At 61.9% G+C, this 25,059-nt stretch carries 23 protein-coding genes; 15 read left to right on the top strand and 8 right to left on the bottom strand.

Annotation, left to right across the window (positions count from 1 at the left end):
- The 4 genes from CWI66_RS12635 to CWI66_RS12650 all read left to right on the top strand — a co-directional run.
- On the top strand, positions 1 to 327 hold a 327-nt coding region (locus tag CWI66_RS12635; protein ID WP_332868354.1), incomplete at its 5' end, for a TrkA C-terminal domain-containing protein.
- 30 nt (positions 328 to 357) lie between these two features.
- Positions 358 to 1,806 carry a TrkH family potassium uptake protein gene (locus CWI66_RS12640; protein ID WP_100731877.1) on the top strand — a complete coding sequence of 483 codons (1,449 nt, stop codon included), beginning with the start codon at positions 358 to 360 and terminating at the stop codon, positions 1,804 to 1,806.
- Between the two features lie 74 nt (positions 1,807 to 1,880).
- Entirely contained in the window at positions 1,881 to 3,125 is a 1,245-nt protein-coding gene (locus CWI66_RS12645; RefSeq protein ID WP_100731878.1) for a TraB/GumN family protein, read from the top strand.
- Entirely contained in the window at positions 3,122 to 4,033 is a 912-nt protein-coding gene (locus CWI66_RS12650) for a DMT family transporter (protein WP_100731879.1), read from the top strand. Before CWI66_RS12645 ends, CWI66_RS12650 begins: the two co-directional genes overlap by 4 nt.
- Here the strand turns inward: CWI66_RS12650 and CWI66_RS12655 are convergent, their stop codons facing one another.
- Positions 4,034 to 4,810 (bottom strand): tRNA-uridine aminocarboxypropyltransferase, encoded by a 777-nt coding sequence (locus CWI66_RS12655; protein WP_100731880.1) that lies wholly within the window; start codon positions 4,808 to 4,810, stop codon positions 4,034 to 4,036.
- 168 nt (positions 4,811 to 4,978) lie between these two features.
- Here CWI66_RS12655 and bioB point away from each other — a divergent pair, with 168 nt between their 5' ends.
- From bioB to bioA, 6 genes are read left to right on the top strand one after another with little or no spacing between them, the layout of a single operon-like run.
- Positions 4,979 to 6,067, top strand: a complete 1,089-nt coding sequence (bioB, locus tag CWI66_RS12660) for a biotin synthase BioB (RefSeq protein ID WP_100731881.1) — start codon at positions 4,979 to 4,981, stop codon at positions 6,065 to 6,067.
- Positions 6,054 to 7,199, top strand: coding sequence for an 8-amino-7-oxononanoate synthase (bioF, locus tag CWI66_RS12665; RefSeq protein WP_100731882.1), 1,146 nt, complete (start codon positions 6,054 to 6,056; stop codon positions 7,197 to 7,199). Before bioB ends, bioF begins: the two co-directional genes overlap by 14 nt.
- Entirely contained in the window at positions 7,196 to 7,906 is a 711-nt protein-coding gene (locus tag CWI66_RS12670; RefSeq protein WP_100731883.1) for an alpha/beta fold hydrolase, read from the top strand. Before bioF ends, CWI66_RS12670 begins: the two co-directional genes overlap by 4 nt.
- Positions 7,903 to 8,688: a methyltransferase domain-containing protein gene (locus tag CWI66_RS12675; protein WP_100731884.1), complete on the top strand. Its 786-nt coding sequence runs from the start codon at positions 7,903 to 7,905 to the stop codon at positions 8,686 to 8,688. Before CWI66_RS12670 ends, CWI66_RS12675 begins: the two co-directional genes overlap by 4 nt.
- Positions 8,685 to 9,407 (top strand): dethiobiotin synthase, encoded by a 723-nt coding sequence (gene bioD / locus CWI66_RS12680; protein WP_100731885.1) that lies wholly within the window; start codon positions 8,685 to 8,687, stop codon positions 9,405 to 9,407. Before CWI66_RS12675 ends, bioD begins: the two co-directional genes overlap by 4 nt.
- Positions 9,404 to 10,681, top strand: coding sequence for an adenosylmethionine--8-amino-7-oxononanoate transaminase (gene bioA, locus CWI66_RS12685; protein WP_100731886.1), 1,278 nt, complete (start codon positions 9,404 to 9,406; stop codon positions 10,679 to 10,681). The genes bioD and bioA overlap by 4 nt, the downstream gene beginning before the upstream one ends.
- Before the next feature lie 41 nt (positions 10,682 to 10,722).
- Here bioA and CWI66_RS12690 read toward each other — a convergent pair whose 3' ends face one another.
- The 6 genes from CWI66_RS12690 to CWI66_RS12715 form a co-directional block, all read right to left on the bottom strand.
- A complete protein-coding gene (locus CWI66_RS12690; RefSeq protein WP_081136628.1) occupies positions 10,723 to 11,436 on the bottom strand; it encodes an SIR2 family NAD-dependent protein deacylase in 714 nt (237 codons plus the stop codon).
- A 2-nt stretch (positions 11,437 to 11,438) separates the two neighbouring features.
- A complete protein-coding gene (aceK, locus tag CWI66_RS12695) occupies positions 11,439 to 13,205 on the bottom strand; it encodes a bifunctional isocitrate dehydrogenase kinase/phosphatase (RefSeq protein ID WP_100731887.1) in 1,767 nt (588 codons plus the stop codon).
- A 127-nt stretch (positions 13,206 to 13,332) separates the two neighbouring features.
- Positions 13,333 to 13,845, bottom strand: coding sequence for a CIA30 family protein (locus tag CWI66_RS12700; RefSeq protein WP_100731888.1), 513 nt, complete (start codon positions 13,843 to 13,845; stop codon positions 13,333 to 13,335).
- A gap of 96 nt (positions 13,846 to 13,941) precedes the next feature.
- Positions 13,942 to 15,375, bottom strand: a complete 1,434-nt coding sequence (eat, locus tag CWI66_RS12705) for an ethanolamine permease (protein ID WP_100731889.1) — start codon at positions 15,373 to 15,375, stop codon at positions 13,942 to 13,944.
- A gap of 152 nt (positions 15,376 to 15,527) precedes the next feature.
- Positions 15,528 to 16,367, bottom strand: a complete 840-nt coding sequence (eutC, locus tag CWI66_RS12710; protein WP_100731890.1) for an ethanolamine ammonia-lyase subunit EutC — start codon at positions 16,365 to 16,367, stop codon at positions 15,528 to 15,530.
- 1 nt (position 16,368) lies between these two features.
- On the bottom strand, positions 16,369 to 17,772 hold the full coding sequence (locus tag CWI66_RS12715) for an ethanolamine ammonia-lyase subunit EutB (RefSeq protein ID WP_100731891.1): 1,404 nt from the start codon (positions 17,770 to 17,772) through the stop codon (positions 16,369 to 16,371).
- Between the two features lie 212 nt (positions 17,773 to 17,984).
- Between CWI66_RS12715 and CWI66_RS12720 the strand changes: the two genes are divergently transcribed.
- Positions 17,985 to 18,944, top strand: a complete 960-nt coding sequence (locus CWI66_RS12720; RefSeq protein WP_100731892.1) for a helix-turn-helix domain-containing protein — start codon at positions 17,985 to 17,987, stop codon at positions 18,942 to 18,944.
- Here the strand turns inward: CWI66_RS12720 and CWI66_RS12725 are convergent.
- Positions 18,937 to 21,744, bottom strand: a complete 2,808-nt coding sequence (locus tag CWI66_RS12725; protein WP_232710898.1) for an EAL domain-containing protein — start codon at positions 21,742 to 21,744, stop codon at positions 18,937 to 18,939. The two genes, CWI66_RS12720 and CWI66_RS12725, sit on opposite strands and share 8 nt — an antisense overlap.
- A 478-nt stretch (positions 21,745 to 22,222) precedes the next feature.
- On the opposite strand from CWI66_RS12725, the gene CWI66_RS12730 reads away from it, so the two are divergent.
- The 4 genes from CWI66_RS12730 to zigA all read left to right on the top strand — a co-directional run bounded on the left by CWI66_RS12730 (position 22,223) and on the right by zigA (position 25,054).
- On the top strand, positions 22,223 to 22,585 hold the full coding sequence (locus tag CWI66_RS12730) for a helix-turn-helix domain-containing protein (RefSeq protein ID WP_170919442.1): 363 nt from the start codon (positions 22,223 to 22,225) through the stop codon (positions 22,583 to 22,585).
- A 182-nt stretch (positions 22,586 to 22,767) separates the two neighbouring features.
- Positions 22,768 to 23,415 (top strand): class I SAM-dependent methyltransferase, encoded by a 648-nt coding sequence (locus tag CWI66_RS12735; RefSeq protein WP_081195194.1) that lies wholly within the window; start codon positions 22,768 to 22,770, stop codon positions 23,413 to 23,415.
- 39 nt (positions 23,416 to 23,454) lie between these two features.
- Entirely contained in the window at positions 23,455 to 23,730 is a 276-nt protein-coding gene (locus CWI66_RS12740) for a TIGR03643 family protein (RefSeq protein ID WP_081136642.1), read from the top strand.
- A gap of 97 nt (positions 23,731 to 23,827) precedes the next feature.
- Complete coding sequence (gene zigA, locus CWI66_RS12745) at positions 23,828 to 25,054, top strand: zinc metallochaperone GTPase ZigA (RefSeq protein WP_081136644.1); 1,227 nt, start codon at positions 23,828 to 23,830, stop codon at positions 25,052 to 25,054.
- Positions 25,055 to 25,059 lie beyond the last annotated feature (5 nt).

Raw genomic sequence — 25,059 nt, forward strand, 5'->3', positions numbered from 1 at the left:
CAGCAGGCCACCATCGGCAGCCTGCTGACCCACGTGCGCCGGGGCGATATCGTCAACGTGCACTCCCTGCGCCGGGGTGCGGCGGAAGCCATCGAGGCCATTGCCCACGGCGACAAGCACTCTTCCAAGGTGGTGGGCCGCACCATCGATGAGATCGAGCTTCCCGAAGGCACCACCATCGGCGCCGTGGTGCGCGGCAAAGAGGTGATGATTGCCCACGGCGACGTGCGCGTGGAGAGCGGTGATCACCTGATTCTGTTCGTGATCGACAAACGGCGTATCCGCGACGTCGAGCGGCTTTTCCAGGTGGGATTGACGTTTTTCTAGGAACCAGCCAGCAATGAGACCCTCCCTGCCATGAGCCTGCGGATTATTCTACGTATCCTGGGGCTGCTGTTGATGCTGTTCAGCCTCACCATGCTGCCTCCCATGCTGATGTCGCTATGGTTTCGCGACGGCGTTTGGCATGCGTTCATGAGCGGCATTGCGATTTCCGTCATCACCGGCCTGCTGATCTACCTGCCGAACCGCCGGGCGCGCAAGGAGCTGCGCATTCGGGACGGTTTCATCATCGCGGCCATGTTCTGGACCGTGCTGGCACTGTTTGGCTCGCTGCCGCTGATGCTGTTCGGCGAGGGCTCCCTGAGTATTACCGATGCCGTCTTCGAATCCTTTTCGGGCCTGACCACCACCGGGGCCACGGTCATTACCGGCATCGATTTCCTGCCCGAGTCGATCCGCTACTACCGCCAGCAGCTGCAGTGGCTGGGCGGCATGGGCATCGTGGTACTGGCGGTGGCCATCCTGCCGACCCTGGGGGTCGGGGGCATGGCCCTGTACCGCACGGAAATTCCGGGGCCGCTGAAAGACTCCAAGCTGACGCCGCGCATCACCGAAACCGCCAAGGCGCTGTGGTATATCTACGCCACCTTGACCTTTGCCTGCTTCGTGGCTTACATGATCGCGGGCATGGATTGGTTCGATGCGCTGGGCCACAGCTTTTCCACGGTCGCCATCGGCGGATTTTCGACCCATGACCTGAGCATCGGCTATTTCGATAGCGCCGCCATCGAGCTGATCTGCATCAGTTTCATGCTGATTTCGGCGGTGAGCTTCAGCCTCCACTTCGTGGCCTGGCGCGAGAAGCGCCTGACCCACTATTTTCAGGACCCGGAAGCCCGGTTTCTGCTGCTGTTCCTGGCGGGGCTGACCGTGATTACCGTCATTACCCTGTGGCTGACCAACACCTACCACGACATCACCGGCCTGCGGCATGCGCTGTTCGAGGTCGTCTCCGTGGCTACCACGGCGGGGTTCGCCGTGGCCGATTTCTCCGGCTGGCCCGGGGCAATTCCGTTTCTGCTGTTCATTGCCGCCTTCGTAGGGGGCTGCTCGGGCTCCACCGCTGGCGGCATGAAAGTTATCCGCATCCTCCTGATTCTCAAGCAGGGCATGCGCGAAGTCATGCGCCTGATTCACCCCAACGCGGTCATTGCGGTGAAGGTCGGCAAGGTCAGCGTTCCCGACAGCATCGCGCAGGCGGTATGGGGCTTTTTTTCGGCCTATGTCATGCTGTTCTTCCTGATGCTGGTGGGCGTGATGGCCACCGGCGTGGATCAAGTGACCGCCTGGTCGACGGTGGGCTCGGCGCTCAACAACCTGGGCCCCGCGCTGGGCGAGGCCAGCAGCCACTATGGCGACTTACCCAGCCTGGCCAAATGGATTCTGGTACTGGCCATGTTGATGGGGCGCCTGGAAATTTTCACCGTCCTGGTGCTCTTTACTCCGGCCTTCTGGCGGCGTTGATACACCACTGAGCCCCGGTATTGACGGCTTATGTACGTTTTCACCTTTTTATACTTATATATCGAGACTGTTGAATGACCCACGACGACACTACGCGGCCACCGACGCCGCCCCTGCCCTCCACTAGCGGCCCGCTGAAAACCGTGACCGTGGGCGACACCTGCTACACCCTGCTGGGCACGGCCCATGTCTCGGCCGAAAGCGCCGACGACGTGCGCCAATTGATTGCTACCGGCCATTTCGATGCGGTGGCCATCGAGCTGTGTGACGCCCGCCATCACAGCATGGACAACCCCGATGCCATGGGCGAGCAGGACCTGTTTCAGGTATTCAAGCAGGGCAAGGCCGGCATGGTCGCCGCCAGCCTGGCGCTAGGTGCCTTCCAGCAGCGTATCGCCGAGCAGTCAGGCATCCAGCCAGGGGCGGAAATGCGCGCGGCGGTGGATGAATGCCGTACTCGCCAACTACCGCTGCTGCTGGTGGATCGTGACGTGGGCATCACGCTCAAGCGCATCTACAGCAACGTGCCCTGGTGGCAGCGCTTCTCGCTGTTTTCCGGACTGATTGGCAGCGTGCTCTCCCGCCAGGATGTCTCCAAGGAGGAGATCGAAAAGCTCAAGGAAGGCGATATGCTGGAAGCCACCTTCAGCGAATTCGCCGCGGAGTCGGAAACGCTCTACACCCCGCTGATCCGCGAACGCGACCGCTACATGGCGCTACGCCTGGCCGAAGAGGCACCTCCCGGGCGCTACTCGAACGTGCTGGTCGTGCTCGGCGCAGGCCACCTGAAAGGCACCGGCGAGCACCTGGAAACACCGCTACCGGCAAACCCGACCCAGGAGCGGGAATCGCTGGAAGCTACTCCGCCGCCCTCCAAACTATGGAAAGCCATGCCTTGGCTGATCACCGCGCTGGTGCTCACCGGCTTTGTGGTGGGCTTTTCACGTAATACCGAGCTGGGCTGGCAGCTGGTGATGGAGTGGTTCTTGATCAACGGCCTGCTATCCGGGGGGGCGACCCTGATTGCCTTGGCACACCCGCTCACCGTGATCACGACCTTCTTTGCCGCACCGCTGACCTCGCTAAACCCCACCATTGGTGCCGGTTTCGTGGCCGCCGGGGTCGAGCTGTACATGCGCAAACCCAAGGTGCGCGATTTCTCCACCCTGCGCCATGACGTGACGCAACTGAAAGGCTGGTGGAAAAACCGCGTGTCACGCACGCTGCTGGTGTTCATTCTCGCCACGGCAGGCTCGGCCATTGGCACCTGGGTGGCGGGCTTCAGAATTGCCGGAGCGCTGTTTGGCGGCGCCGCGTGAGCCATAGCACCATTCGGCAAGCCCCTTGGCAGGCCGATGCCTTGCTGCTGCTGGTGACCACCCTGGCAGCAGGCGGGTGGATATTTTCCAAGGAAGCGCTGGCAGGCATGCCTCCGCTGCTGTTCATCGGCACCCGCTTTCTGCTCGCGGGGACCATTCTGCTGGGCTTCGCCTGGCCGACACTGCGCCATCTGCCTGCCCGGCGTATTCGCCGCGGCCTGCTGGTAGGCGTACTGTTCAGTGCGGCCATCGCCTTCTGGGTGCTGGGGTTGCATCACTCCCAGCATCTGGGAGAAAGCGCCTTCATCAACAGCTTGGGCATTCTGCTGGTGCCGGTGGTGGCTCGCCTGCTGTTTGGCGACCGTCCCGCCACCAGCACCTGGGTAGCCCTGCCCGTCGCGCTGACAGGCTTTGCGCTGTTATCGCTGAATGCCGGTTTTCGGGTAGAGGCCAGCCAGCTGCTGATGCTTTGCGCGGCCTTGTGCTTCGCGCTGCTGATCAACGTCAATACGCGGGTGGTGCGCAATGTGCCTGCACTGTCGTTGACCACGCTGCAGCTGCTTTCCGTGGGCATCGTGTTGACCGCTGTTTCATGGGTCGTGGAAGAGCAGACCCTCTCCCTCGATGCCCCAATTCTGGGCTGGTTCCTGGCCAGCGTGCTGCTGGCCAGCTCACTGCGGTTCTTTCTTCAAATCAAGGCGCAGGGCATGACCACACCGAGTCATGCAGCGGTCATTCTGATGCTGGAGGCCGTCTGGACGGCGCTGCTGGCCGCCTGGTGGTTCAACGAAATCATGTCAGCGCTTCAGCTCACCGGCTGCGCGCTGATTTTCACGGCCCTGCTGATCAACCGCTGGTACTGGGTGCGCAAGGTGCTGTTGCGCTGGCTACCCGGCGCCAGGCCTTGATCAGCGCGGAGTATCCCCCGCCTTTCGGGCCAACAGCCGAGTCATGGCCGCCGTCGGCTCCTCGATCTTGCGGTAGTAACGGCTCTCGGCGTAGCTGTCGTTGAACACATCGAAGTAGTCGTCCAGCACGCTGGCGGCATTTTCATCACCGCTCTGACGCAGCAGCTCGATGGCCACCTCGGCGGTGCACAGGTGGGCTTTCGAGGCGGGCTTGCGTAGCCGGTAGCGGGTTTCGCGCTCGGTGCGCAGCGGCAACACCGGCAGCGTGTCCAGGTAAGGGCTCTTGCGGAACATGCGCCGGGCCTGTCGCCAGGTGCCGTCCAGAATGATGAAGACTGGAATACGCGACTGCTGCTTGACCGCCTGGACGGCCTCCAGCCCCACCACCCGCTCCGCGTAATCCGGCTGGTCGTCAGGAAAAATCACGAACGGCGCATAGCGCGGGTCTTGCAGCAGTGCGGCCAGCTTCTCGTCCGGCGCCGTGCGATACCAGGTAAATACCCGAGTGTTGGTCAGCACATCGCCAATCAGGCGGCCGGTATTGGTCGGCTTGAAGTGCTCGATGGAGTGGGTCAGCAGCCACACCTGGGCGTCACTCTCTGCCTTGACCTGATAAGGGCACAGGCAGTTCAGCTCGGGCAGATTGCACCCTTCGCAGCGCTTGACGAAGCTGCCGCGCGCTTTGAATTCGCGCCGCGGCGGTCGCGGGTGCCCCGTGGCCGGGTCGCGGTCGGTCAAGGCGTCATGCTCAGGGGGCAGCGAGGTCGCGTCAGGCATCTGCGCTCCAGTGGTGATCAAAGGGCGCAGAGTATAAAGCAGGCCGTGCACCGTGACGAATGTTCCCTTCCCTCGCCCCGCAGTAAACCAACCAATTATATAAAGTTGACACCCTCAGCATCTCACCGCTAGAGTCCTGTCAACTTTCATTTAAAAAAAGGTTTACCCGTGACCACTCACACGACGGCTTCTCACTCGGCTAGCGCCGCTCCGCGCCATGACTGGAACCTCGAGGAAATCGACGCACTGTTTGCGTTGCCCTTCAACGACCTGCTGTTTCAGGCCCAGCAGGTGCATCGGGCACACTTCGATGCCAACGCAGTGCAGGTGTCTACCCTGCTGTCGATCAAGACCGGGGCCTGCCCGGAAGACTGCAAGTACTGCCCCCAATCGGGTCACTACAACACTCAGCTGGAAAAAGAGAAGCTGCTGGAAATAGAGAAAGTGGTGGCCCAGGCCAAGGCCGCCAAAGAGGCAGGCGCCAGCCGCTTCTGCATGGGAGCGGCCTGGCGCAGCCCCCGAGACAAGGATTTGCTGGCGGTGGAAGAGATGGTGCGCCAGGTGAAAGCGCTGGGGCTCGAAACCTGCATGACGCTGGGCATGGTCGATGGTGAACAGGCCACCCGGCTGGCCGCTGCGGGGCTGGACTACTACAACCACAACCTCGACACCTCCCCCGACTACTACGGCGAGATCATCACCACGCGCACCTACAGCGACCGCCTGGAAACCCTGGCCACCGTGCGCGATGCCGGTATGAAGGTGTGTTCTGGCGGTATTCTCGGCATGGGCGAAGGCGCCCAGGATCGCAGCGCGCTGCTGCAACAGCTGGCCAGGCTCTCCCCGCATCCTGAGTCGGTGCCGATCAACATGCTGGTAAAGGTGCCGGGCACCCCGCTGGAAAACGCGGAGGACCTGGACCCGCTGACGTTCATCCGCGCCATTGCCGTGGCGCGCATCATGATGCCCCAGAGCCATGTGCGCCTCTCGGCAGGCCGCGAGCAGATGAGCGAATCCACCCAGGCGCTTGCCTTTCTGGCCGGTGCCAACTCGATCTTCTACGGCGACAAGCTGTTGACCACCGGCAACCCCCAGGCAGAGCGCGACCGCGCGCTGTTTGCCAAGCTGGGCCTGCACCCCGAGCGCCGCGACACCTGCGAAGACGACACGCAGCATAGCGAGCGGCTGGCCCAGCAGGCTCAGCGCAATGCCCAGGCCGAACGCGCTGCGGCGCTGGCGGTGGATGCCAGTGTCTGAGGCGTGGCAGCAGCGCTTGGCAACCGCTCGTAACGAGCGGGAGCGCCTGCAGCGCTGGCGCTCCCGCCGAGTCGCGTCTCACGCTGCGCTGGACTTTGCCGGCAACGACTACCTGGGCCTTGCCCAGGACCCACGGGTGCAAGCCGCCCAGGCAGAAGGCGCCAAGCGCTTTGGCGCCGGGGCCGGGGCGTCGCATCTGGTCAGCGGCCACCTGGGCATTCACGACGCCCTGGAAGCTGCGCTAGCCGAGTGGACCGGGCGCGAGTGGGCGCTGCTGTTCTCCACCGGCTATATGGCGAACCTGGGCGTGTTGCAAGCGCTGGCGGATTCCCACACCGCGATTTTTCAGGACCGCCTCAATCACGCCTCGCTACTCGACGGGGCCGCGCTGAGCGGCGCCCGCTCCCGACGCTACCACCACCGCGATGGCCAGGACCTGGCGCGTCTACTGGCGCGCAGCCGGGCCACCCATCAGCTGGTGGTGAGCGACGGCGTGTTCAGCATGGACGGTGATATCGCCGACATCGAACAGCTCGCCCACCTCAGCCAGCAACACGGCGCCTGGCTGATGATCGACGATGCCCACGGGCTTGGCGTGCTCGGCGAAAACGGCGCAGGCTGCGTGGCAGGCTTCAATAGCCAGCAGGTGCCGATTCTGGTCGGCACCCTGGGCAAAGCGCTGGGCACCGCGGGCGCTTTCGTGGCGGGGGATGCGGCACTGATCGAGCACTTGATTCAGTTTGCCCGCAGCTATGTGTACACCACCGCCCAACCGCCCGGCATTGCCGCCGCCACCCTGGAAGCGCTCACCATCGTCCAGCGGGAACCGGAGCACCGACAGCGGCTTGCGCGCCACATCGACTACTTTCGCCAGCAGGCCACGGCCCTGGGGCTTCCCCTGGGCCACTCCCACACGCCGATTCAGCCGCTGCTACTGGGCAGTGAGCAGCGCACCATGGCCTGGGCCACCCGTTTCGATAAACACGATATTCAAGTAGGCGCGATACGCCCGCCCACGGTGCCCAACGGCGAGGCGCGACTGCGTATCACGTTAAGCGCCCGCCATACCCAGAGCGATATCGACAGGCTGTTGGACGTGGCCGCGATCTGCCTGCACGAGGAGCGGCGATGAAGCTTGTCCTGCTCTCTGGCTGGGGCATCGATAGCCGTATCTGGCAGCCCCTGGAAGCGCACTGGCCCAACACCGTCGAGCCGATTACCGTCGAGTGGCCAGGGTACGGTGTTTCACCAGCGCTCCCCGCCCCTGCTCGCCTTGCCGCCCTGGCCGAGCGCATGGCCAGCCAACTCCCCAGCGATGCCGTCTGGGTAGGCTGGTCGCTGGGGGGATTGCTGGCCACGGCACTGCTGGACCATTTGCCACCCCCTCACGCCCTGCTATTGCTGGGTATTGGCCAGCGTTTTTACGACGACGCGGAAGACGGCGGCGTGACCCGTGACGAGCTTGCCAGCTTTCAGCGCGCCTTTCGCCGCGACGCCATGGCCACATGGCGCCACTTTCTACGCTGGCAGTGCCAGGGCGAACCCAACGCTCGCGAGGCTCACCGCCAACTCAGTGGGCTGCTGGGCGACGCGCCCTGCGCGGACTCTGCCACCCTGGCCCAAGGCCTGACATGGCTGGCCACGCTGGACAACCGCGCGCACTTCGTGGCACCGCCCTGTCCTATCCACCTGCTCGCAGGCGCTCAGGACCCGCTGCTGCCAAACCGCACTCGCCAACAGGCCTTGCGGCTGGAAGACACCGGGCACTGCCCGATGCTGTCACGCCCGGCCCAGCTCGCCGCTCAAGTGGCCGAGCAGGCGACACAGGTGCCGCGATGAACTCACCGTTGCTCTCTACCCCCGTACCCCACTGGCAGGCCCGCGTTGCTCGGGCCTTCTCCCGAGCGGCGCCGCGCTATGACGCGCTCGCCAGCGCCCAGCGCGATATCGGTGAAGCGCTCTGGCAAACGCTGCCGAAGAGCGCCCAGCAGGTGCTCGACCTGGGCTGCGGCACCGGCTACTGGACCCAGCGGCTGGCCACCCATTACCCGGAGGCCACCATCACCGGGCTCGACCTGGCCCCGGGCATGCTCGCCCACGCCCAGGCAACCTATGGCGATGCCATCCGCTGGCAGCTGGGGGACGCCGCCGCGCTGCCGCAAAACGATGCCAGCGTTGAGCTGGTGTTCTCCAATCTGGCGATTCAGTGGTGCCCAAGCATCGAGGATGTCATGCAGGAGCTGGCGCGGGTGCTTGCCCCTGGCGGGCAGGCGCGCATCACCACCCTGCTGCCCGGCACGCTTCATGAGGTGGCCACCGCCTGGCAGCGGCCCGAGGCCCTGCTGCAAACGCCGGACGCCAGCACCGTGCGACGGGCAATTGCACGAAGCGGCTTGCGGCTTTCCCACCACGTGTGCGAGCAGCGGCGCTTTTTCTACCCCGACCTGAATGCCGTCATGGCCTCTATCAAGGGCGTGGGCGCTCAGGTGGCAAGACCCCACGCGCAGCTCACCCGCCAGGCACTGACCGATGCCCGGTTGCGCTATGAAACACTACGCACGCCGCGGGGGCTGCCGGTGAGCTACCACTGCCTGACGCTATGCCTGGAAAGCGCGAAATGAACAACACCTATTTCATCACCGGTACCGACACCGATGCGGGCAAGTCCCTGGCCGCCAGCGCGCTGCTGTGTGCTGCCCGTCAGCGCCAGTACACCACGCTGGGGTTGAAACCGATTGCCTCCGGCAGCGAGGCCACGCCCAGCGGCTTGCGCAACCGCGATGCTCTGGCGCTACAGGCGCAAAGCTTCCCGCCGGTGGATTACTCGACGGTCAACCCCTGGGCCTTTGCCCCCGCCATTGCGCCTCATTTGGCGGCTCTGGAAGCGGGCATGGTGCTGCGCGTGGCCAGCGTGACTCAAGCGCTGCGCGAAACCCTGAGCCACACGCCACGCGACCTGACGCTGATCGAAGGCGCCGGCGGCTGGCGAGTGCCGCTCAATGAGGAGGAGGATTTTTCCGACCTGCCATGTGCGCTGGACCTGCCGGTGATTCTGGTCGTTGGACTGAAACTCGGCTGCCTCAACCATGCGCGGCTCACCGCCGAGGCCATCGCCGCCGATGGCGTGACGCTGGCGGGCTGGGTGGGAAGCGTGGTGGACCCGGTCTTTGCCAGCGATAGCGCACGCTTTGCGGCCAATGTGGCGCTGCTAGAACGCGCCCTGCCCGCTCCCTGCTTAGGGCTCATTCCCTATTTGGTACAGGCAGACGCCGCTGCCGCGCAGCGCTTTATCTTCCTGGATGCGCTGCTCACTCCCACGGCCCAGGAGGCAACGCCATGAGTTCCCCCGTGTGGCACCCCTACGCCCATCTCAAGACCCAGACACCGGCCCCCAAAGTGGTGGGCGGTAGCGGCAGCCACTTTACGCTGGAAAGCGGTGAACGCCTGCTGGATGCCACCTGCTCCTGGTGGTGCATGATTCACGGCTACGGCCACCCGCGCCTGGTGGCCGCGATCCGCGAACAGGCCGGCGAGCTGTGCCATGTGATGCTGGGGGGCCTGACCCACGGCCCCGCCGACCAGCTGGCACGGGCGCTGGTGCGCATTACCCCGCCGGGGCTGAACCACGTGTTCTTCTCCGACAGCGGTTCGGTGGGCATGGAGGTGGCCATGAAGATGGCGCTGCAGTATCAGGTGCTCATCGGCCAGCCCGGCAAGCGCAAGATGCTCTCGCTGATGAAGGCGTACCATGGCGACACCACCGGCTGCATGGCGGTATGCGACCCCGAAGAGGGCATGCACGGCCTGTTCGCCAGCCTGCTGCCTCAGCACCACTTCGCCCCGGCCCCCACGGCACCGTTCGATGCCACGCCAGCCCAGGTAGAGCGTGACCTCGCTGCGCTCCGAAAGGTGCTGTCGCGCCACCACCAGGAGATCGCCGCACTGCTCATGGAGCCGCTGCTGCAAGCGGCGGGTGGGCTGAACATGACCTCGCCGCACTACCTGCGCGGCGCTCGGGCGCTGTGCGACGAGTTTGGCGTGCTGCTGATTTTCGACGAAGTGGCCACCGGCTTTGGCCGCACCGGCAGGCTGTTTGCCGCCGACCACGCGGGCGTCACGCCGGATATCATGGTGCTCTCCAAGGGGCTGACCGGCGGGTATCTGGGCCATGCGGCCACGCTGGCCACCGACCGGGTGCACGAGGCGTTCATTGGCGACGGTCAGCAGCACGCCTTCATGCACGGCCCCACCTTCATGGGCAATCCACTGGCCTGCCGCGTGGCGCTGGAGAGCCTGCAGGTGTTCGAAGAGGAGCATTACCTGGAGAAAATCGCCGCGCTCAGCCAAGTGCTACAGCGCGAGCTGCTGGAAGACGCGGCGCTGCGCGCGCACCCGGCGGTGGCGGATGTCCGGGTGCTGGGCGCGACAGCGGTGATCGAGGCCCATGGCAGCGAGGCGCTGACGGGCGTGGCCGCGTTTGCCAGAGCACGGGGCGTGTGGCTGCGCCCCATTGGCCGCTGGCTCTACACCATGCCCGCCTACATCGCGACGGACGCCGAGATCACCCAGATTACCGGAGTCATGAAAGCGTGGTTTCTGGAAGCGCGCCGGTAATCTGCCATCCATCGGTTCGCTCACCCCGCCCCGTCGTTGACTCAAGGCAAGATCAAGTTGCCCTGCTTGCGCCACTGGTGAACCAGCGCTGGCACGCCTTCCCCCGCCGTGGTGTTGATCGCCAGCACGCCAGGCGGGCTGAGCGCATCGGCGTCGGGGTCTATCAGTGCACAGGGGGTGTCGTAGTCGATGTAGGTCAACAGCGACGCGGCGGGCATCACCGCCAGCGAGGTGCCCACCACCAGCAGGAAATCGGCCTGGCTGACCAGCTCGCAGGCCTCTTCGAAGAGCGGCACGGCTTCACCGAACCACACCACGTCCGGGCGCAGCTGGCTGCCCTTGTCGCACACCTCCCCCAGGCGGATTCCTCCCTTGGGCAGCGGATAGCGCAGCCGGGCATCGACGGATGAGCGCGCCTTGAGAATCTCGCCGTGCAGGTGCATCACGTGGCGCGAACCGGCACGCTCGTGCAGGTCGTCGATATTCTGCGTCACCACGCTGACTCGAAAGCCTTCCTGCTCCAGTGCGGCCAGCGCCTTGTGGGCGGCATTGGGTTTGGCCCGGCGGATCTGCTCACGGCGCTGGTCGTAGAAGGCCAGCACCCGTTCGGGGTTGCGCCGCCAGCCCTCGGGCGTGGCGACGTCCTCCACAGGGTGATCTTCCCAAAGGCCGTCGCTGGCCCGAAACGTCTTGATGCCGCTTTCGGCGCTAATACCCGATCCGGTCAATACCACCAGGTGAGGAGGTTGAGTCATGACTAATGTACCAGTTGGCCGATGGTTCCAGAGAACCGTTGCTTGTTGCGGTAAGGGTAGACATCGATCACCCGCCCATTGCGAATGGCCTGCTGCAACCCTAGCCAATAGTCCGGGTCGAACAGCTCCGGGTGCTGCGCCATGAACAGCGCGCGAAGTTCGGGGTTGGCAAACATGAACGGGCCGAACTCCTCGGGGAAGATATCGTGGGGGCCGATGGAGAGGCTAGCGCCGCCATCCATGTAGCTATCGCCTTGCTGGGCTTTGGGCATGTGGCGAAAGCGACACTCCGTAAGGTAGCTCACTTCGTCGTAGTCGTAAAAAATCACCCGCCCGTGACGGGTAACGCCAAAATTCTTCAGCAACATATCGCCCGGAAAGATATTGGCGGCTGCCATCTGTTTGATGGCATTGCCGTAATCCTTCAGCACCATCACTCGCTCATCGGCGCTGCACTGCTCCAGATAGAGGTTCAACGGCGTCATCATCCGCTCGGTGTAGCAGTGCTTGATGATCACCTTGTCGCCTTTCAGCGATACCGTGGAAGGGGCAACTTCCAGCAAATGGGCCAGACACTCCGGCGCGAAGTGATCCTGGCGCACGATGAAGTTGGAAAACTCCTGGGTATCGGCCATGCGTCCTACCCGGTCGTGACGCTTCACCAGCCGATACTTCTCTCGCACGATGGCTGGCGTGACCTCCTTGGCCGGGTCGAACTTGTCCTTGATGATCTTGAACACGGTGCGAAAGCTGGGCAGCACGAACACCGCCATTACCATGCCCCGCACGCCCGGGGCGATGATGAAGCGCTCTTCGCGCTTTGCCACCTGCTGGTTCAGGGCGCGAAAAAACTCGGTTTTGCCGTGTTTGAAAAAGCCGATGGCGGCGTACAGCTCGCCTTCCGGCTTGTGGGGCATGAGCTGTTTCAGGTAGCCCACGAATTCTCCGGGAACCGGCACATCGACCTGAAAGTAAGCGCGGGTGAACGAGAAGATGATCGACACTTCATCGGTTTCGGTGAGCACGGTATCCAAATGCAGGCAAGGGTCACCGCCCTGCTGCTCGCCGCACCCTTCGCCATGCAGAATCGGCAGCACCAGCGGCACCTGCTCACCATCGCCGAGTATACGGCCCACCAGGTAGGCCCCTTTGTTACGGTAGAAAACGCTGCTGAGCAGCTCCACCCGTGCATCCGCCGCCTGCCAGAGGCGGGCGGGCAGCTGGGCTTCCAGCAAGCCCGCCCCCAACTGGCTATCGCGTTCCAGATGGGCAAAGGGCGTTTCGAGCGGTGCCTCTTGCAGCGCCCAGGCCAGTGCCCCGGCCCAGTCGCCGTTGACCGCATGACGGCGGCACAGCTCGATGCCCGAACGGTGCGCGGCATCTTCACGGGAGCTGTAGACGAACATCCAGTCGTTGCGGATATGGCGATGCTCGAACACCGAACAGAACAGCGAATTGAAAAAGGTCTCGGCCAGCTCGTAATCCAACCGCTGGCCGATCAAATTGGCGTAGTGCCCGCGGGCTTCTCGCCAGGTCTCGCAATAGGCCAGCACGTCCTGGGGAAACGTACGCTGCAAGCGCCCCAGCGTGTCCTGGACTTTTTCCCCGTACAGATTGATCCGCGCCGCCGAGGCTTGCTGCGCCTCGCGCCACGCCGCATCGCGAAAGCGGCGGCTGGCATCCTGAGTGATCTGCTGGAAGCGTGCACGGTACTCATCGAACCCATGCAGTACCGTCGCCGCCAGGCGGTAGGCCGGAGAGTGTTTCATCAGACTGGCTCACGTCGATAGAAGGCTTCCCAGACTCCTCGAACGGCAAACTACATACGAGACGACCTTAGTCCTGTGAAGAGTCGTCCTGTGAAGATAAGCCCTGTGAAGAGCCGTCCTGTGTACATCAGCCCTGTGAATACGTCGCGATAAAGGCAATTTCCAGCTGAAACGGTCCGGCGGTGCGATCGGCAATCAGAAAGCCCAGCTGGTGAACGGTGCCGGGCTCGAGCGGCGGCGCGTTGGACAGCAGCGTCCCCCGGCGCACGGCGTCGAACTGCGCCCAGCTGAAATGCAGCGTTTCCCACTGCTGGGCGCTGGGCGTGAACGCCACGCGGTAGGCACTCGCATCGTCCAGCGCGTGGCTTTTGAGGCGCAGTTGATAGCGACGGCCATCGCCGCGCACCCGCAGCGTGATGCCCTTGGCCTGGGCCAGGCTTGGCTCAAACGTGCCGGGCTCACGGCGCACCGAGGCAAAGCCGCCGCCATTTTCCAGCGAGACCTCTCCATAAAAGCAGCCATGCCCCTCTTCCACACGAAAGCCACTGTGGGACACGCCGCCCATCACACCATCGTCCACGGCGTACCAGCGCGCCTGTTCGGCATCGCCCAGGGCTGGGTCGGTAAAATCGAGCATCATCACGGTTTCCCTCTGTCGCTTGGCCAATGAGCCCGCCTTGGCACCAAGGCCAGAGGCGGGCTGCCGAGCTTCAGACTAGGTGATTCGCCGCGCTGATTAAAGCCTGGCCGCAGCGACGCCCGCAGCAGGGGGTTCGATCTCTTCTGGCGACGCAGTGACCAGCGCGAACTCCTCCTCGGCCGTTTTCGCCACCAGATGGTTTTTGCTGTACAGGAAGTAGTAAGCCGCGCCCGCCAAAAACAGCAGGAGGGTATAGTTGAACGCGCGGGGGTCGAAGGCGTATACACCGGTCATGGCCACCAGTGACAGTACCAGGGCCACCGACGAGGTGACGATACCACCCGGCGTTCTGTAGGGGCGCGGCAGCTCGGGCTGTTTGAGGCGCAGCCAGATATGGCTGAACGCCATCAGCGCATAGGAGATGGTCGCCCCCACGACGGCCATGCCCAGCATCAGGTCACCCTCCCCGCTCAGCGAGGCCAGGAAGCCAAACACCCCCGGCACGATGAGCGCCAGGTAAGGCACTTTACGTTCGCTGGTCAGGGATAGCCGTTTAGGCAGATAGCCCGCTCGGGAGAGCGCAAACACCAGCCGACTGTAGCCATAAATGATCGAGAAGAACGAGGCAATCAAGCCCGCCAGACCCAGCACATTAACGAGGGTCGCCAGCGTCGGGTTGCCTGCAGCATTCAAGGCATCCACCAGCGGCACGCCGCTTTGGCCGATCATCTCGGCGCTGGTGGCTCCCGCCAGCAGCACGACCACCAGCAGTGCGGTGAACAGTAAAAACAGCATGGCACCGATGATGCCCTTGGGCATGTCGCGGGCGGGGTCCTTGGCTTCTTCCGCCGCTAACGGCACGCCTTCTACTGCCAGGAACAACCACATGCCGAAGGGCAGTGCCGCCCAGATACCGTACCAGCCAAAGGGCATGAAGGCACTCGCCCCCGCCGCCTCGGTGGGGGCAATATCGAACAGGTTGGCCGCATCGAAGTCACCGATCAGCGCCACGGCGGTGGCCAGAATCGCGAAGACCGCCAAGCCGCTGATCACCATCATCACCTTCAGCGCTTCGCCCACCCCGGCGAGGTGAATGCCGATGAACACCGCATAAAACAGCAGATACACCAGCGGGCCGTTGACACCCAACAAGGCCTCGACCGCCGCACCGATGAAGATCACGATGGCTGCAGGCGCCAGCGCGTATTCGATCAATACCGCCAGCCCCGTCAAGTAGCCTCCCGCCGGCCCCATGGCTTGGCGGGCAAAGCTGTAGCCCCCGCCCGCCGCCGGGATCGCTGCGGACATTTCGGCCAGAGAGAGCACCAGGGCCAGGTACATCACGGCCATCAGACAGGCGGCGATGGCAAAGCCCCCCCAGCCCGCTTCGGCAATACCAAAGTTCCAGCCCGCAAAATCCCCCGAAATAACGTAGGAAACCCCAAGCCCTGCCAGCAGCATCCAGCCTGCCGTACCCTTACGCAGCTGGCGCTTCGCCAGATACGTCTGATCAACCGTTGGTCGTGTCATGGTCTCGCCCTTTTTCAGTGTGGAACGCAATGGGTGTCAGCGGCGTGCTGCGTTGTTTGCGTTGTGATTGGCGATGTTCTTGTTGTGTGGAAATGGCCGTTCAGAGCGCGAGCGGAGAAGTCATCTCGCGCATTGAGCCGTCGCCTGTTTTTTCAATCGGCCACGAGGAAATTCCGGGTCGAGTGGCTGCCCTCCAGCACGTTGTCTTCGCTGCGGTCCTTGAGCTTCACGCCAGAGAGCTTGCGCTCCCGCGCTTCGCTCAATAGCAGCAACAGACGCCTTGCCGCCTCTGCATAGGCCAGCCCAGCGGGGCGCACGTTGGAGATGCAGTTGCGTCGGTCATCCTTCAAGCCCACTTCGGGGGCCCAGGTCATGTAGAGTCCCAGGCTATCCGGTGAGCTGAGGCCGGGGCGCTCACCAATCATCACCAGCACGGCGTCGGCATTGAGCAGCGCGCCCACTTCATCGCCAATGGCCACGCGCCCCTGCTCGACGAGGGTCAGCGGCGCCAGCTTCCAGTCGTGGTGGTCGCGCTGCAGTGCGGCGTAAAGGGCGGCCAGAAACGGCGCGCTGTTCTGCTGCACTGCCAAAGCCGAGAGGCCATCCACCACCACCACCGCCAGGTCATAGCGCTGGCCGCTCGCCGCCGCTTGCTGCAGTGCCTGCCGGGATGGTTCGTCGAGCCGTCGGCCGTAGTCGGGGCGCTGCAGGTACATGGCACGGTGTTCAGCGCGGCTGTGTACCACCAGCGGCGCGCTGGCCAACGCCAGTTGCCGGGTGAGCTCATCGGCCAGTGCCTCGCACGCGAGCGGGCAGTGCACTGCGTCCTGGGCTTGGGCATGGGCCAGTTGAAATGCAAGCAGTTGATGGGTGGGCAGGCTCACCCCGGCACGCCCCAGCCCGATGCGCGCATCGGTAAAAGCGCGCAGGCGCTCCCAGGGGTTCTCGATCACGATGGGCGCCCTGGTGTCCTGCGAGGGTTGCTTCGGCATCTTAGTCGCTCCCTTTCGGCAAGTGACACAGGCTGTTGGCAAAGGCGGCGGGAAGCTGGTCGTTCAGGCGATGGGTGCTCACATCCTGGAAGATCTGCATCCTGGCCAGCCACTGTTCGAACTCCGGCGCGGCTTTCAGCCCCAGCACCCGGCGGGCATAGAGCGCGTCGTGAAACGAGGTGGTTTGATAGTTGAGCATGATGTCGTCGGAGCCGGGGATACCCATCACGAAATTGCAGCCCGCCACGCCCAGCAGCGTCAGCAGGTTATCCATATCGTTCTGGTCGGCGTTGGCGTGGTTGGTGTAGCACACGTCACACCCCATCGGCACGCCCAACAGCTTGCCGCAGAAGTGATCCTCGAGTCCCGCGCGGGTGATCTCCTTGCCGTCGTACAGATATTCAGGGCCGATGAACCCGACCACCGTATTGACCAGCAGCGGGTTGAACTTGCGCGCCACGGCATAGGCGCGGGCTTCGCAGGTTTGCTGGTCCAGCCCGTGATGGGCGTCGGCCGAGAGCGAGCTGCCCTGGCCGGTTTCGAAATACATCACGTTGCGACCTACGCTGCCTCTGTTCAGCGTTTGTGCGGCGGCTTCGGCTTCGGCCAGGGTGCTCAAATCGAACCCGAAGCTGCGGTTGGTGGCTTCGGTGCCGCCGATGGATTGAAACACCAGGTCCACCGGCGCGCCCTGCTCGATGGCTTCCAAGGTATTGGTGACGTGAGTGAGCACGCAGGATTGGGTAGGAATCTCGTATTTCTGAATCACCTCATCCATCAGGCGCATCAGCTTGATGCTTTGGGCGACGTTATCGGTGGCGGGGTTGATGCCGATCACCGCGTCGCCACTGCCATACAGCAGGCCATCGAGAATGCTGGCCGCGATACCGGTCACGTCATCGGTGGGGTGATTGGGCTGCAGGCGAGTGGAAAGCCGCCCCGGCAGGCCGATGGTGTTACGAAACGCCGTGGTCACCTGACACTTCTTCGCCACCAGCATCAGGTCCTGGTTGCGCATCAGCTTACTCACTGCTGCGGCCATTTCCGGTGTGATGCCAAGGCGGGCAGCGGCCAAGGCCTCGCTGGTGGCGTGATCAGAGAGCAGCCAGTTGCGGAAGTCGCCCACGGTGAGATGCTGCAGCGGTGCAAAGGCCTGGGCATCGTGGTCATCGATGATCAGGCGAGTGATTTCATCCTGCTCGTAGGGAATCAGCGCTTCGTTCAAGAAGGTCGTGAGCGGCAGCTCCGCCAGTACCATCTGGGCCACCACCCGCTCTTCGGCAGTGTCTGCCATGACGCCGGCCAGTCGATCTCCCGAACGCGGCGGCGTGGCTTTGGCCATCAGTTCGGCCAGCCCCTTGAATCGATAATGGCGGCTGCCCACCGTCGAGTGATAGTGCGCCATAGGCCTCTCCTGCCCTGCCTCGTATTGGGCGGTGCTGTTTCGTGCTGGTAAACGGAACAAAACTTGCTTGTTGTCACAATAGCGCTATCACTTAACGGGGAGTATCGAGTTTTGGCAAACCACCTGACAGGCTCGAAAAACAAACAAAAACAAAGCTTTGCCCGAAAATCCATCGCAGAACAGCCACATGGCGACACCTTCAGGAGCAGGTCATGGAGATGACGTTGTCGAATAACGCACCACAAAAGTGCACACGAGAAGCCTGCGATGCCGACGAACACGCCCAGAACCTGACGCACTGGCAGCAGCAGTACGACCAGCTCAGCCCAGGCCGCTTTTACGGGCGGCTGGATGAAATCGCGCTGCCCGCCGTCCAGCTCTTCAAGGAGCATACCGAGCAGGCGCTGCGCCAGGATTGCCAGGTGTGGAAGGATTCGCTGTGGCTGGGAATCCCCGTTCGCCCCCAAGGCTCACGCATCAACGGTCAATCCTTGGCAGGCAACCAGATCATGTGCCGCCCGGGTGGCCAGGCCTTCGAGCTGGTGACCCCAGGCCACTTCGATATCTACGGGCTGGTCGTGCGACTGCCTGCACTCTACGCTGCCGCTCAGCAGCAGGGTATTGCTTTGGATGAACGCTGGAGGCGGGAACCAAGACGCATGGTTCACCCATCGACACGGCACGCCTTGATGTTCGTTCTGGAGCGGCTATTGGGAGAACAAGGAGCCCCCGTTGCCGAACGGCTGCACCAGGACATCGTCATGATGGGCCTGCTGGAGCTATTGGGCACCTGGCAACCCAATGAAGAACTGCCCCCCAGCTACGCCCATCGTAAAGCGGTGGTAGACAGCGTCAAACGCTACGTGGAAGCGCATCTCGAAGGCCCCGTGACCATGCAAGCGCTATGCGATCTGACCCATGTCAGCCGACGCACGCTGCAATACAGCTTTACCTCCATTCTGGGGGTCAGCCCACTTCAGTTCTTGCGCCTATCGCGGCTGAACCATGTGCGCCGTGCCCTGCGCGCCGCCGAGCCGCCCCAGACGGTCACCGAGATTGCCACGTACTGGGGGTTTTGCCATTTGGGGCAGTTTGCCCACGACTATCGGCGTCAATTTGGCGAGTGTCCATCAGATACGCTGCGTTCGCCCTTAGCAGGCCAAATCACGTGAGCCAGCGTTCGGCAAATTGCTGCGGATCGAGCGGTGCGTCGTAAAAATAGCCCTGCGCTTGATAACAGCCCATTTCCAGCAACGCATCTACCTGGGCCTGACACTCGATACCCTCGGCGATGGTTTGCAGCCCCAATGTATCGGCCATGGCAATGATCGTGGCCACGATGGTGCGATCACTGTCGCTGACCAGCATGTCCCGGATAAACGAAATATCGATCTTGATGCGATCAGCGGCAAACCGTTTCAGGTAAGCCAACGACGAATAGCCCGTACCAAAATCGTCGATGGACAAGCCCAGACCATGACTCTTCAAGACCTCGGTGGTTGCAATGGCAACGTCGGGGTGAGTCATGATGCCACTTTCGGTGATTTCGACACTCAGTTGGTCGGGGGCGATGCCGTGGGCCCGGCAACTATTCAGCAAGGTATCGGTCAGATCGCTCTCCTCGAACTGGTCTGCGGCGATGTTGATGGAGAGCTGGCCGCTTAGTTGGCATCCTTGACGCTGCCAGGCAGCCAACTGCTGGCACGCCTGTTCGATGACACAGTTGCCTAGCGCCACGATCATGCCTCTGTCTTCCGCAATGGGAACGAACTGACTGGGCGACACCTCTCCCAGCTCATCGTCCCACCAGCGACACAGCGCTTCGGCACCCATCAATTGGCCGGTACGCATGTCGACCTGAGGCTGAAAGTGCAGGTAAAGAGAGTGGTTGGACAACGCCACTGCCAGACGCTTGGCAATACGTAGCTGATCGGCCACGGCGCGGCCCATCCAGTGTTCGAAGGTGCGCGCGGGGAGCTTGTGACGCTTCGCTTGGTACATGGCGATATCCGCATGCTTTAATAGTGCCTGCGCTGTTTGCCCATGTACCGGATAGAGCGAAATCCCTGCGCTAACCGACAGCTCGCAAGAGTGCTGCTCTATAACAACGGGAGTCTCTAAACTGTTGCATAACCGCTCGGCGGTGATCAAGGCACGACCTTTGTCGTTGGCGGTGTCGCACACCACGACAAACTCATCTCCGCCCAGCCTCGCGAGGTACTCGCCGGCAGGCAATGCTTGACGAAAGCGTTGGGCGACTTCCTTCAACACCAGGTCTCCGATGTCATGTCCGGCAGTGTCATTGATCTCCTTGAAGTGGTTGAGATCCAGGAGCAGCAATGCAAAGCGCGAACTCGTCTTGCGAATCACTCGCTCTTCGAGGTGTTGAATGAAATCTGCCCGATTGGGGAGTTGGGTATCGGCATCGCAGAATGCCAGCTGTCGAATGCGCGCTTCATCTTTTTGCCGCCCCAACTCCGAGGCCGCACGCGCCGCAAAGATTTGCAGTACGGTACGCACGATATGCGCATCCTCCAGAGGAGCCTTGAACATGACCCCGATGATACCGACCGGTCGGCCCTCGATATCGTCCAGTCGCCTACCCACGTATGCATTGACCCACTCCAATGCCCCGTTGGCTTCCCTGGGCAGGCGGATGCCTGCACCTTCCAGCACGACGCACTCCTGCTCGACAAGGACATCCTGACACGGCACCCCGGCTAGATGGTAACTGAAAGGTGCCTGCGGCTGACCGTTCACAAACAGCGACAAGACGTTGGCGCGATTGGGGTCACGTTCATCGAGCGTGGCAATGAAGCCCACTTCGGCCGCCAGCGCATTGGCCATGTGATCCGTCAATTGTGTCAGGAAGGCTTGTCCATGCTGGGCCGAGACGGCTGTCGCCACCTGCGCTACAGCGTGTTGAATACGCGCTTCGGATTGCCGATGCAAAAAGTTATCGACCCCAAAAGCAACATCATCTGCCAGTTCGCTCAGCAAACGCAGCTCGCGCGTGGTTATCGATGCTTCTTCCGTCCGGGAGAGGCAAAGCACGCCCAGCGACTGCCCCCGATAGATCAACGGCAACGCCATGAAGACATTGACACCCAGCTCGTGCAACATGGGTGTCCGTGCAGTGTCGTCAATCACCGTAGAAGAGGACCAGGTGACGGCTTGCTGGGTTTCCAGCGCCGTGAGCGCCAGAGCGTGACAGGCGCCTTCGACCATCAGCTGCCTGGGGCTCAGCCACGCCAGATCGCCACTCTCCACATCGGCACTGGCCTGCACAGGCCCCAGTTCACGTTTGCGAAAAGCAGGCGGGCGGCCATGCACCCAGGCAGCGCTGTAACCGCCTACCTCGACCATGGCTCGGCAGGCTGCCTTGAGCAACGCCTGCTCGTCCGTTGCGTGAAAGCGCGCTTCGTTGACCCGGTTCAGCAGGCGTAGAATGCGCTGCTTATTGGCGATCTGCTCATCGGCTCTCTCTCCCATCCGACGGCGGGCCAGCTCGAACCCGGACAGGGAAGCCACGATACGCAGCACCTCTGTCGCATAGGCAGGCAGCTCAAGCGGAGCAGAATGCATCATGGCGATAATCCCCCGGCACTGGCCAGAGGCATCCGACATGGGCACGCCAAGATAACCTTCGGCCTCATAACCTGCCAGCTTTGGGTCATGAGGAAAGTGGTCCGCTACCCGCGATGGCATGTGAAAACAGCTATTTGATGACACCTTCGCACAGGGGGTGTGCTTCAAGTCGTAACTCGGCGCATCGACAAAGCCGCTGATGGACCATGTCGCCAACGGCAAGGCGCGTTTCTTACCAGGGTCGATACGCACAATCATGACATGATCGATATCGAGTAGTTCGGCCAGGGATTCTGCGACATGACCAAAAAACTCACCCTGGCTGATACGCATCAAGCTGGCGGCAAGTTGCTGAAAAATTTCTGGAGCCGTCGTGGAAGCCATGATATTTAGCGCCTTCGGGTTCTATAGGTCAGCCACGATGGCAAGCCAGATGCTTTTTTAATAAGCCCTATTGACCGCTGTGTGATCATCCCTAAGCCATACAGTGGTGGTATGAACAGCGAACCACTTAACGAGTTCGCTACCTTGTTTCGATTCCTGATGCGGCTCAATCGTTGCCTATGCCTTATTTGGCTTAATACACCCAACAACACTCTTATCAAAACATCTCAAACACACTTTATAACGGAGCATTAAAACCTAATGAAACTCACTTCACACTCCCTCACTCACATCCACATTTAAATTAAATGAACAATTTAAAAAAAGTTAACCCTCTGAACGCTACCCCTTGGCTGGAACGTAAAAAAAACACTCCAGGCTTTATCTCAACTCAACCTATTAGGATGATATTCAACCCAAACAGTCCTTCATGTCAATAGGCCGTTCCCCAACCATTCAGGGCTATATGGAGGAAAGTGTGAATAAACTTGAACAGGAACGGCTAGCTGGCAATATTGGTCGCGCCATCGCCAAACAGCGAGTACGTTGTCAACTCACTCAGGAGGAGGTTGCCGAGCGGTTGGGTGTAGGCAACGAAGCAGTATCTCGCATCGAGAGAGGCCGGGTCATACCCAACATTGTACGCTTACTTGAATTAGCCGAGATATTCAATTGTGAAGCCGCAGAATTACTCGGAGAAGCCAGTGTACATATTGATGACCAGACGCAACGAATCAAACTCTTATTAGCGCCATTAAAGCAACAAGATCGACAGCTGATCCTGGACATTACCGAAAGTCTTGCCCACCGCTTACAGCAACAGGCTTCTTTGGGTGAGTGATCGTCCCCCGCCGCACCACGTAAAATCACCGCAAAGTGTATCCATTGGTAACAAAATAAATCCAAACCGTGTCCGAAATTCAATCGTACGGCTTGGTAGCCATGCGATATTCATGCTATAGGTGTCTATGCCTTCCGCGCCAACACGTTCGTCTATTCAATGCGCATCAAAAGGTCACGCTCATGCTGAATACCACTGCCTGGAATCGCCTGCGCTACAGTCTGTATTCGCCTGTCTATGACATTCTGGTCTCACGAGCTCTGCGCAAACCGCGCCAGGTGGCGCTGAGCCACGTGGATTGGGAGCCGGGCATGCGCGTATTGGTGGTGGGAGCCGGGACGGGGCTCGATCTTCCCTTTCTCCCCCGCGAGCTGGAAGTGCACCTGACCGATGTAACGCCCGCCATGTTGAAGCGCGCCGATGCCAAGGCCAGCCGCCACCAGCGCGACGTATTCTGCAAGGTCATGGATGCTGCGGCGCTGGAGTATGCCGACGGGCATTTCGATGTGGTGATCATGCACTTGATCCTGGCAGTCATGCCCCAACCCGAGCAAGGCCTGGCAGAAGCCTATCGGGTTTTGAAGCCCGGCGGGCAGCTGTGCGTCATGGACAAGTTTCAGCCCGACACTCACCCTGCGGGAAAGGGGCGACGCGCGCTGAACATGCTGACCTCGCTCATCGCGACCGACATCACTCGTCAGGCTACTCCCCTGCTGACACAGGCTGGTTTTCGGGTTCGTCATGACCAGCCAGTCTTGATGAACGGACTTTTTCGCGCTCTACTGGCAGCCAAGGAAAACCCCGACAGTATCAACACAAAACTTCAGTAGCGTACAATAACAATATCACTTCCTACCATTGGACAAGCCATGCCCCACGCTGCCGTAAAACGCTTTCATCGTTTGCCACTCGACGAGCAGTCTCGCATCATCGAGATGGCCTGGGAGGATCGCACGCCTTTCGAAGCCATTGCATCACTGTTCGGGCTGGGCGAGCCTGAGGTGATCGCCATCATGCGTTACCAGCTCAAACCGAACTCTTTTCGCCTGTGGCGCCAACGGGTGTCGGGTAGAACCACCAAGCATGCGGCACTGCGCGCCCCAGAGGTTCTGCGCGGTTACTGCCCCACCCAATACAAGCGGTGACCTCTCCTCCTCCTCAGCCAGTATCGAGGATATCGTTTTCACGGGCATTTAATTGTTATATTATCACATAACATAAACCCATTTAGAGGTACTGGCAATGTCTGCGTTTGCTCCTTTACCCGTGACCGTGCTTTCCGGCTTTCTGGGCGCGGGAAAAACCACCGTGCTCAATCATATTCTCGCCAACCGCGAGGGTCGTCGCGTTGCAGTGATCGTCAACGACATGAGCGAGGTCAATATCGATGGCGCACTGGTACGCGGCGGCCCCGGCGAGCCGACCCTGGACAGTGACGTCGCACTGAATCGTTCGGAAGAGCGGCTGGTCGAAATGAGCAACGGCTGCATCTGCTGCACGCTACGCGAGGATCTGCTGGTAGAGGTGAGCCAACTGGCTCGCGAGGGCAAGTTCGATTACCTGGTCATCGAGTCCACCGGCATCTCCGAGCCGCTGCCCGTGGCGGAAACCTTTACCTTCGAAGACGAAAGCGGCCAGAGCCTTTCCCAGGTCGCAAGGCTGGACACGCTGGTCACCGTGGTCGATGGCGCCAACTTCCTGGCTCAGTACCAGGAGGCGCAGAGCCTGGCCGAGGCAGGAGAAAGCCTGGGCGAGGACGATGAGCGCAACGTCGCCGACCTGCTGGTGGACCAGATCGAGTTTTGCGATGTGCTGCTAATCAGCAAGACGGACTTGATCAGTGACACCGAACTGGCATCATTGAAAGCAATCCTGCGCTCGCTCAACCCGGAGGCCGAGCTGGTGCCCATCACCCAGGGCGGTGTCCCGCTGGACAAGGTGCTGGATACCGGCAAGTTCGATTTCGAGCGCGCCCAGCAGGCGCCCGGCTGGCTCAAGGAGATGCGCGGAGAGCACGTGCCGGAAACCGAAGAGTACGGCATTGGCAGCTTCGCCTACCACGCCCGCCGCCCCTTCCACCCGCAAAAATTTCACGACCTGCTGAATGCCGAGTGGTTCGGCAAGGGCCTGCTGCGCTCCAAAGGCTTTTTCTGGCTGGCCACTCGCCCCCGCTACGCGGGCCAGTGGAGCCAGGCAGGCGGCATTGCCCATCACGGCCCCGCCGGGGTGTTCTGGAAGGCCATCCCGGAAGCCAACTGGCCGGAAGACCCGGAATACCGCCAGTTCATCCTGGAGAAATGGCAAGAGCCGTTTGGCGACATGCGCCAGGAGCTGGTGTTCATTGGCCAGAACATGGATCAATCCCGCATGCGTGCTGCGCTGGATGAGTGCCTGCTGAGCGAAGCAGAGTTGCTGGAAGGCATGGAAGCGTGGAAGCAACTCCCGGACCCCTTCCCTGCCTGGGAATAACGCCC

Source organism: Halomonas sp. 141 (assembly GCF_002810305.1).
Taxonomy (GTDB): domain Bacteria; phylum Pseudomonadota; class Gammaproteobacteria; order Pseudomonadales; family Halomonadaceae; genus Vreelandella; species Vreelandella stevensii.

What these genes read in the sequence shown, in the direction of transcription:
- CWI66_RS12725 (WP_232710898.1), bottom strand. Translation starts at nt 21,744, where the DNA reads ATGGCTTCCACGACGGCTCCAGAAATTTTTCAGCAACTTGCCGCCAGC.
- bioF (WP_100731882.1), top strand. Translation starts at nt 6,054, where the DNA reads ATGCCAGTGTCTGAGGCGTGGCAGCAGCGCTTGGCAACCGCTCGTAAC.
- CWI66_RS12715 (WP_100731891.1), bottom strand. Translation starts at nt 17,772, where the DNA reads ATGGCGCACTATCACTCGACGGTGGGCAGCCGCCATTATCGATTCAAG.
- CWI66_RS12690 (WP_081136628.1), bottom strand. Translation starts at nt 11,436, where the DNA reads ATGACTCAACCTCCTCACCTGGTGGTATTGACCGGATCGGGTATTAGC.
- aceK (WP_100731887.1), bottom strand. Translation starts at nt 13,205, where the DNA reads ATGAAACACTCTCCGGCCTACCGCCTGGCGGCGACGGTACTGCATGGG.
- CWI66_RS12645 (WP_100731878.1), top strand. Translation starts at nt 1,881, where the DNA reads ATGACCCACGACGACACTACGCGGCCACCGACGCCGCCCCTGCCCTCC.
- CWI66_RS12700 (WP_100731888.1), bottom strand. Translation starts at nt 13,845, where the DNA reads ATGATGCTCGATTTTACCGACCCAGCCCTGGGCGATGCCGAACAGGCG.
- zigA (WP_081136644.1), top strand. Translation starts at nt 23,828, where the DNA reads ATGTCTGCGTTTGCTCCTTTACCCGTGACCGTGCTTTCCGGCTTTCTG.
- eat (WP_100731889.1), bottom strand. Translation starts at nt 15,375, where the DNA reads ATGACACGACCAACGGTTGATCAGACGTATCTGGCGAAGCGCCAGCTG.
- CWI66_RS12655 (WP_100731880.1), bottom strand. Translation starts at nt 4,810, where the DNA reads ATGCCTGACGCGACCTCGCTGCCCCCTGAGCATGACGCCTTGACCGAC.
- bioD (WP_100731885.1), top strand. Translation starts at nt 8,685, where the DNA reads ATGAACAACACCTATTTCATCACCGGTACCGACACCGATGCGGGCAAG.
- CWI66_RS12675 (WP_100731884.1), top strand. Translation starts at nt 7,903, where the DNA reads ATGAACTCACCGTTGCTCTCTACCCCCGTACCCCACTGGCAGGCCCGC.
- CWI66_RS12740 (WP_081136642.1), top strand. Translation starts at nt 23,455, where the DNA reads ATGCCCCACGCTGCCGTAAAACGCTTTCATCGTTTGCCACTCGACGAG.
- CWI66_RS12640 (WP_100731877.1), top strand. Translation starts at nt 358, where the DNA reads ATGAGCCTGCGGATTATTCTACGTATCCTGGGGCTGCTGTTGATGCTG.
- eutC (WP_100731890.1), bottom strand. Translation starts at nt 16,367, where the DNA reads ATGCCGAAGCAACCCTCGCAGGACACCAGGGCGCCCATCGTGATCGAG.
- CWI66_RS12735 (WP_081195194.1), top strand. Translation starts at nt 22,768, where the DNA reads ATGCTGAATACCACTGCCTGGAATCGCCTGCGCTACAGTCTGTATTCG.
- bioA (WP_100731886.1), top strand. Translation starts at nt 9,404, where the DNA reads ATGAGTTCCCCCGTGTGGCACCCCTACGCCCATCTCAAGACCCAGACA.
- CWI66_RS12720 (WP_100731892.1), top strand. Translation starts at nt 17,985, where the DNA reads ATGGAGATGACGTTGTCGAATAACGCACCACAAAAGTGCACACGAGAA.
- CWI66_RS12670 (WP_100731883.1), top strand. Translation starts at nt 7,196, where the DNA reads ATGAAGCTTGTCCTGCTCTCTGGCTGGGGCATCGATAGCCGTATCTGG.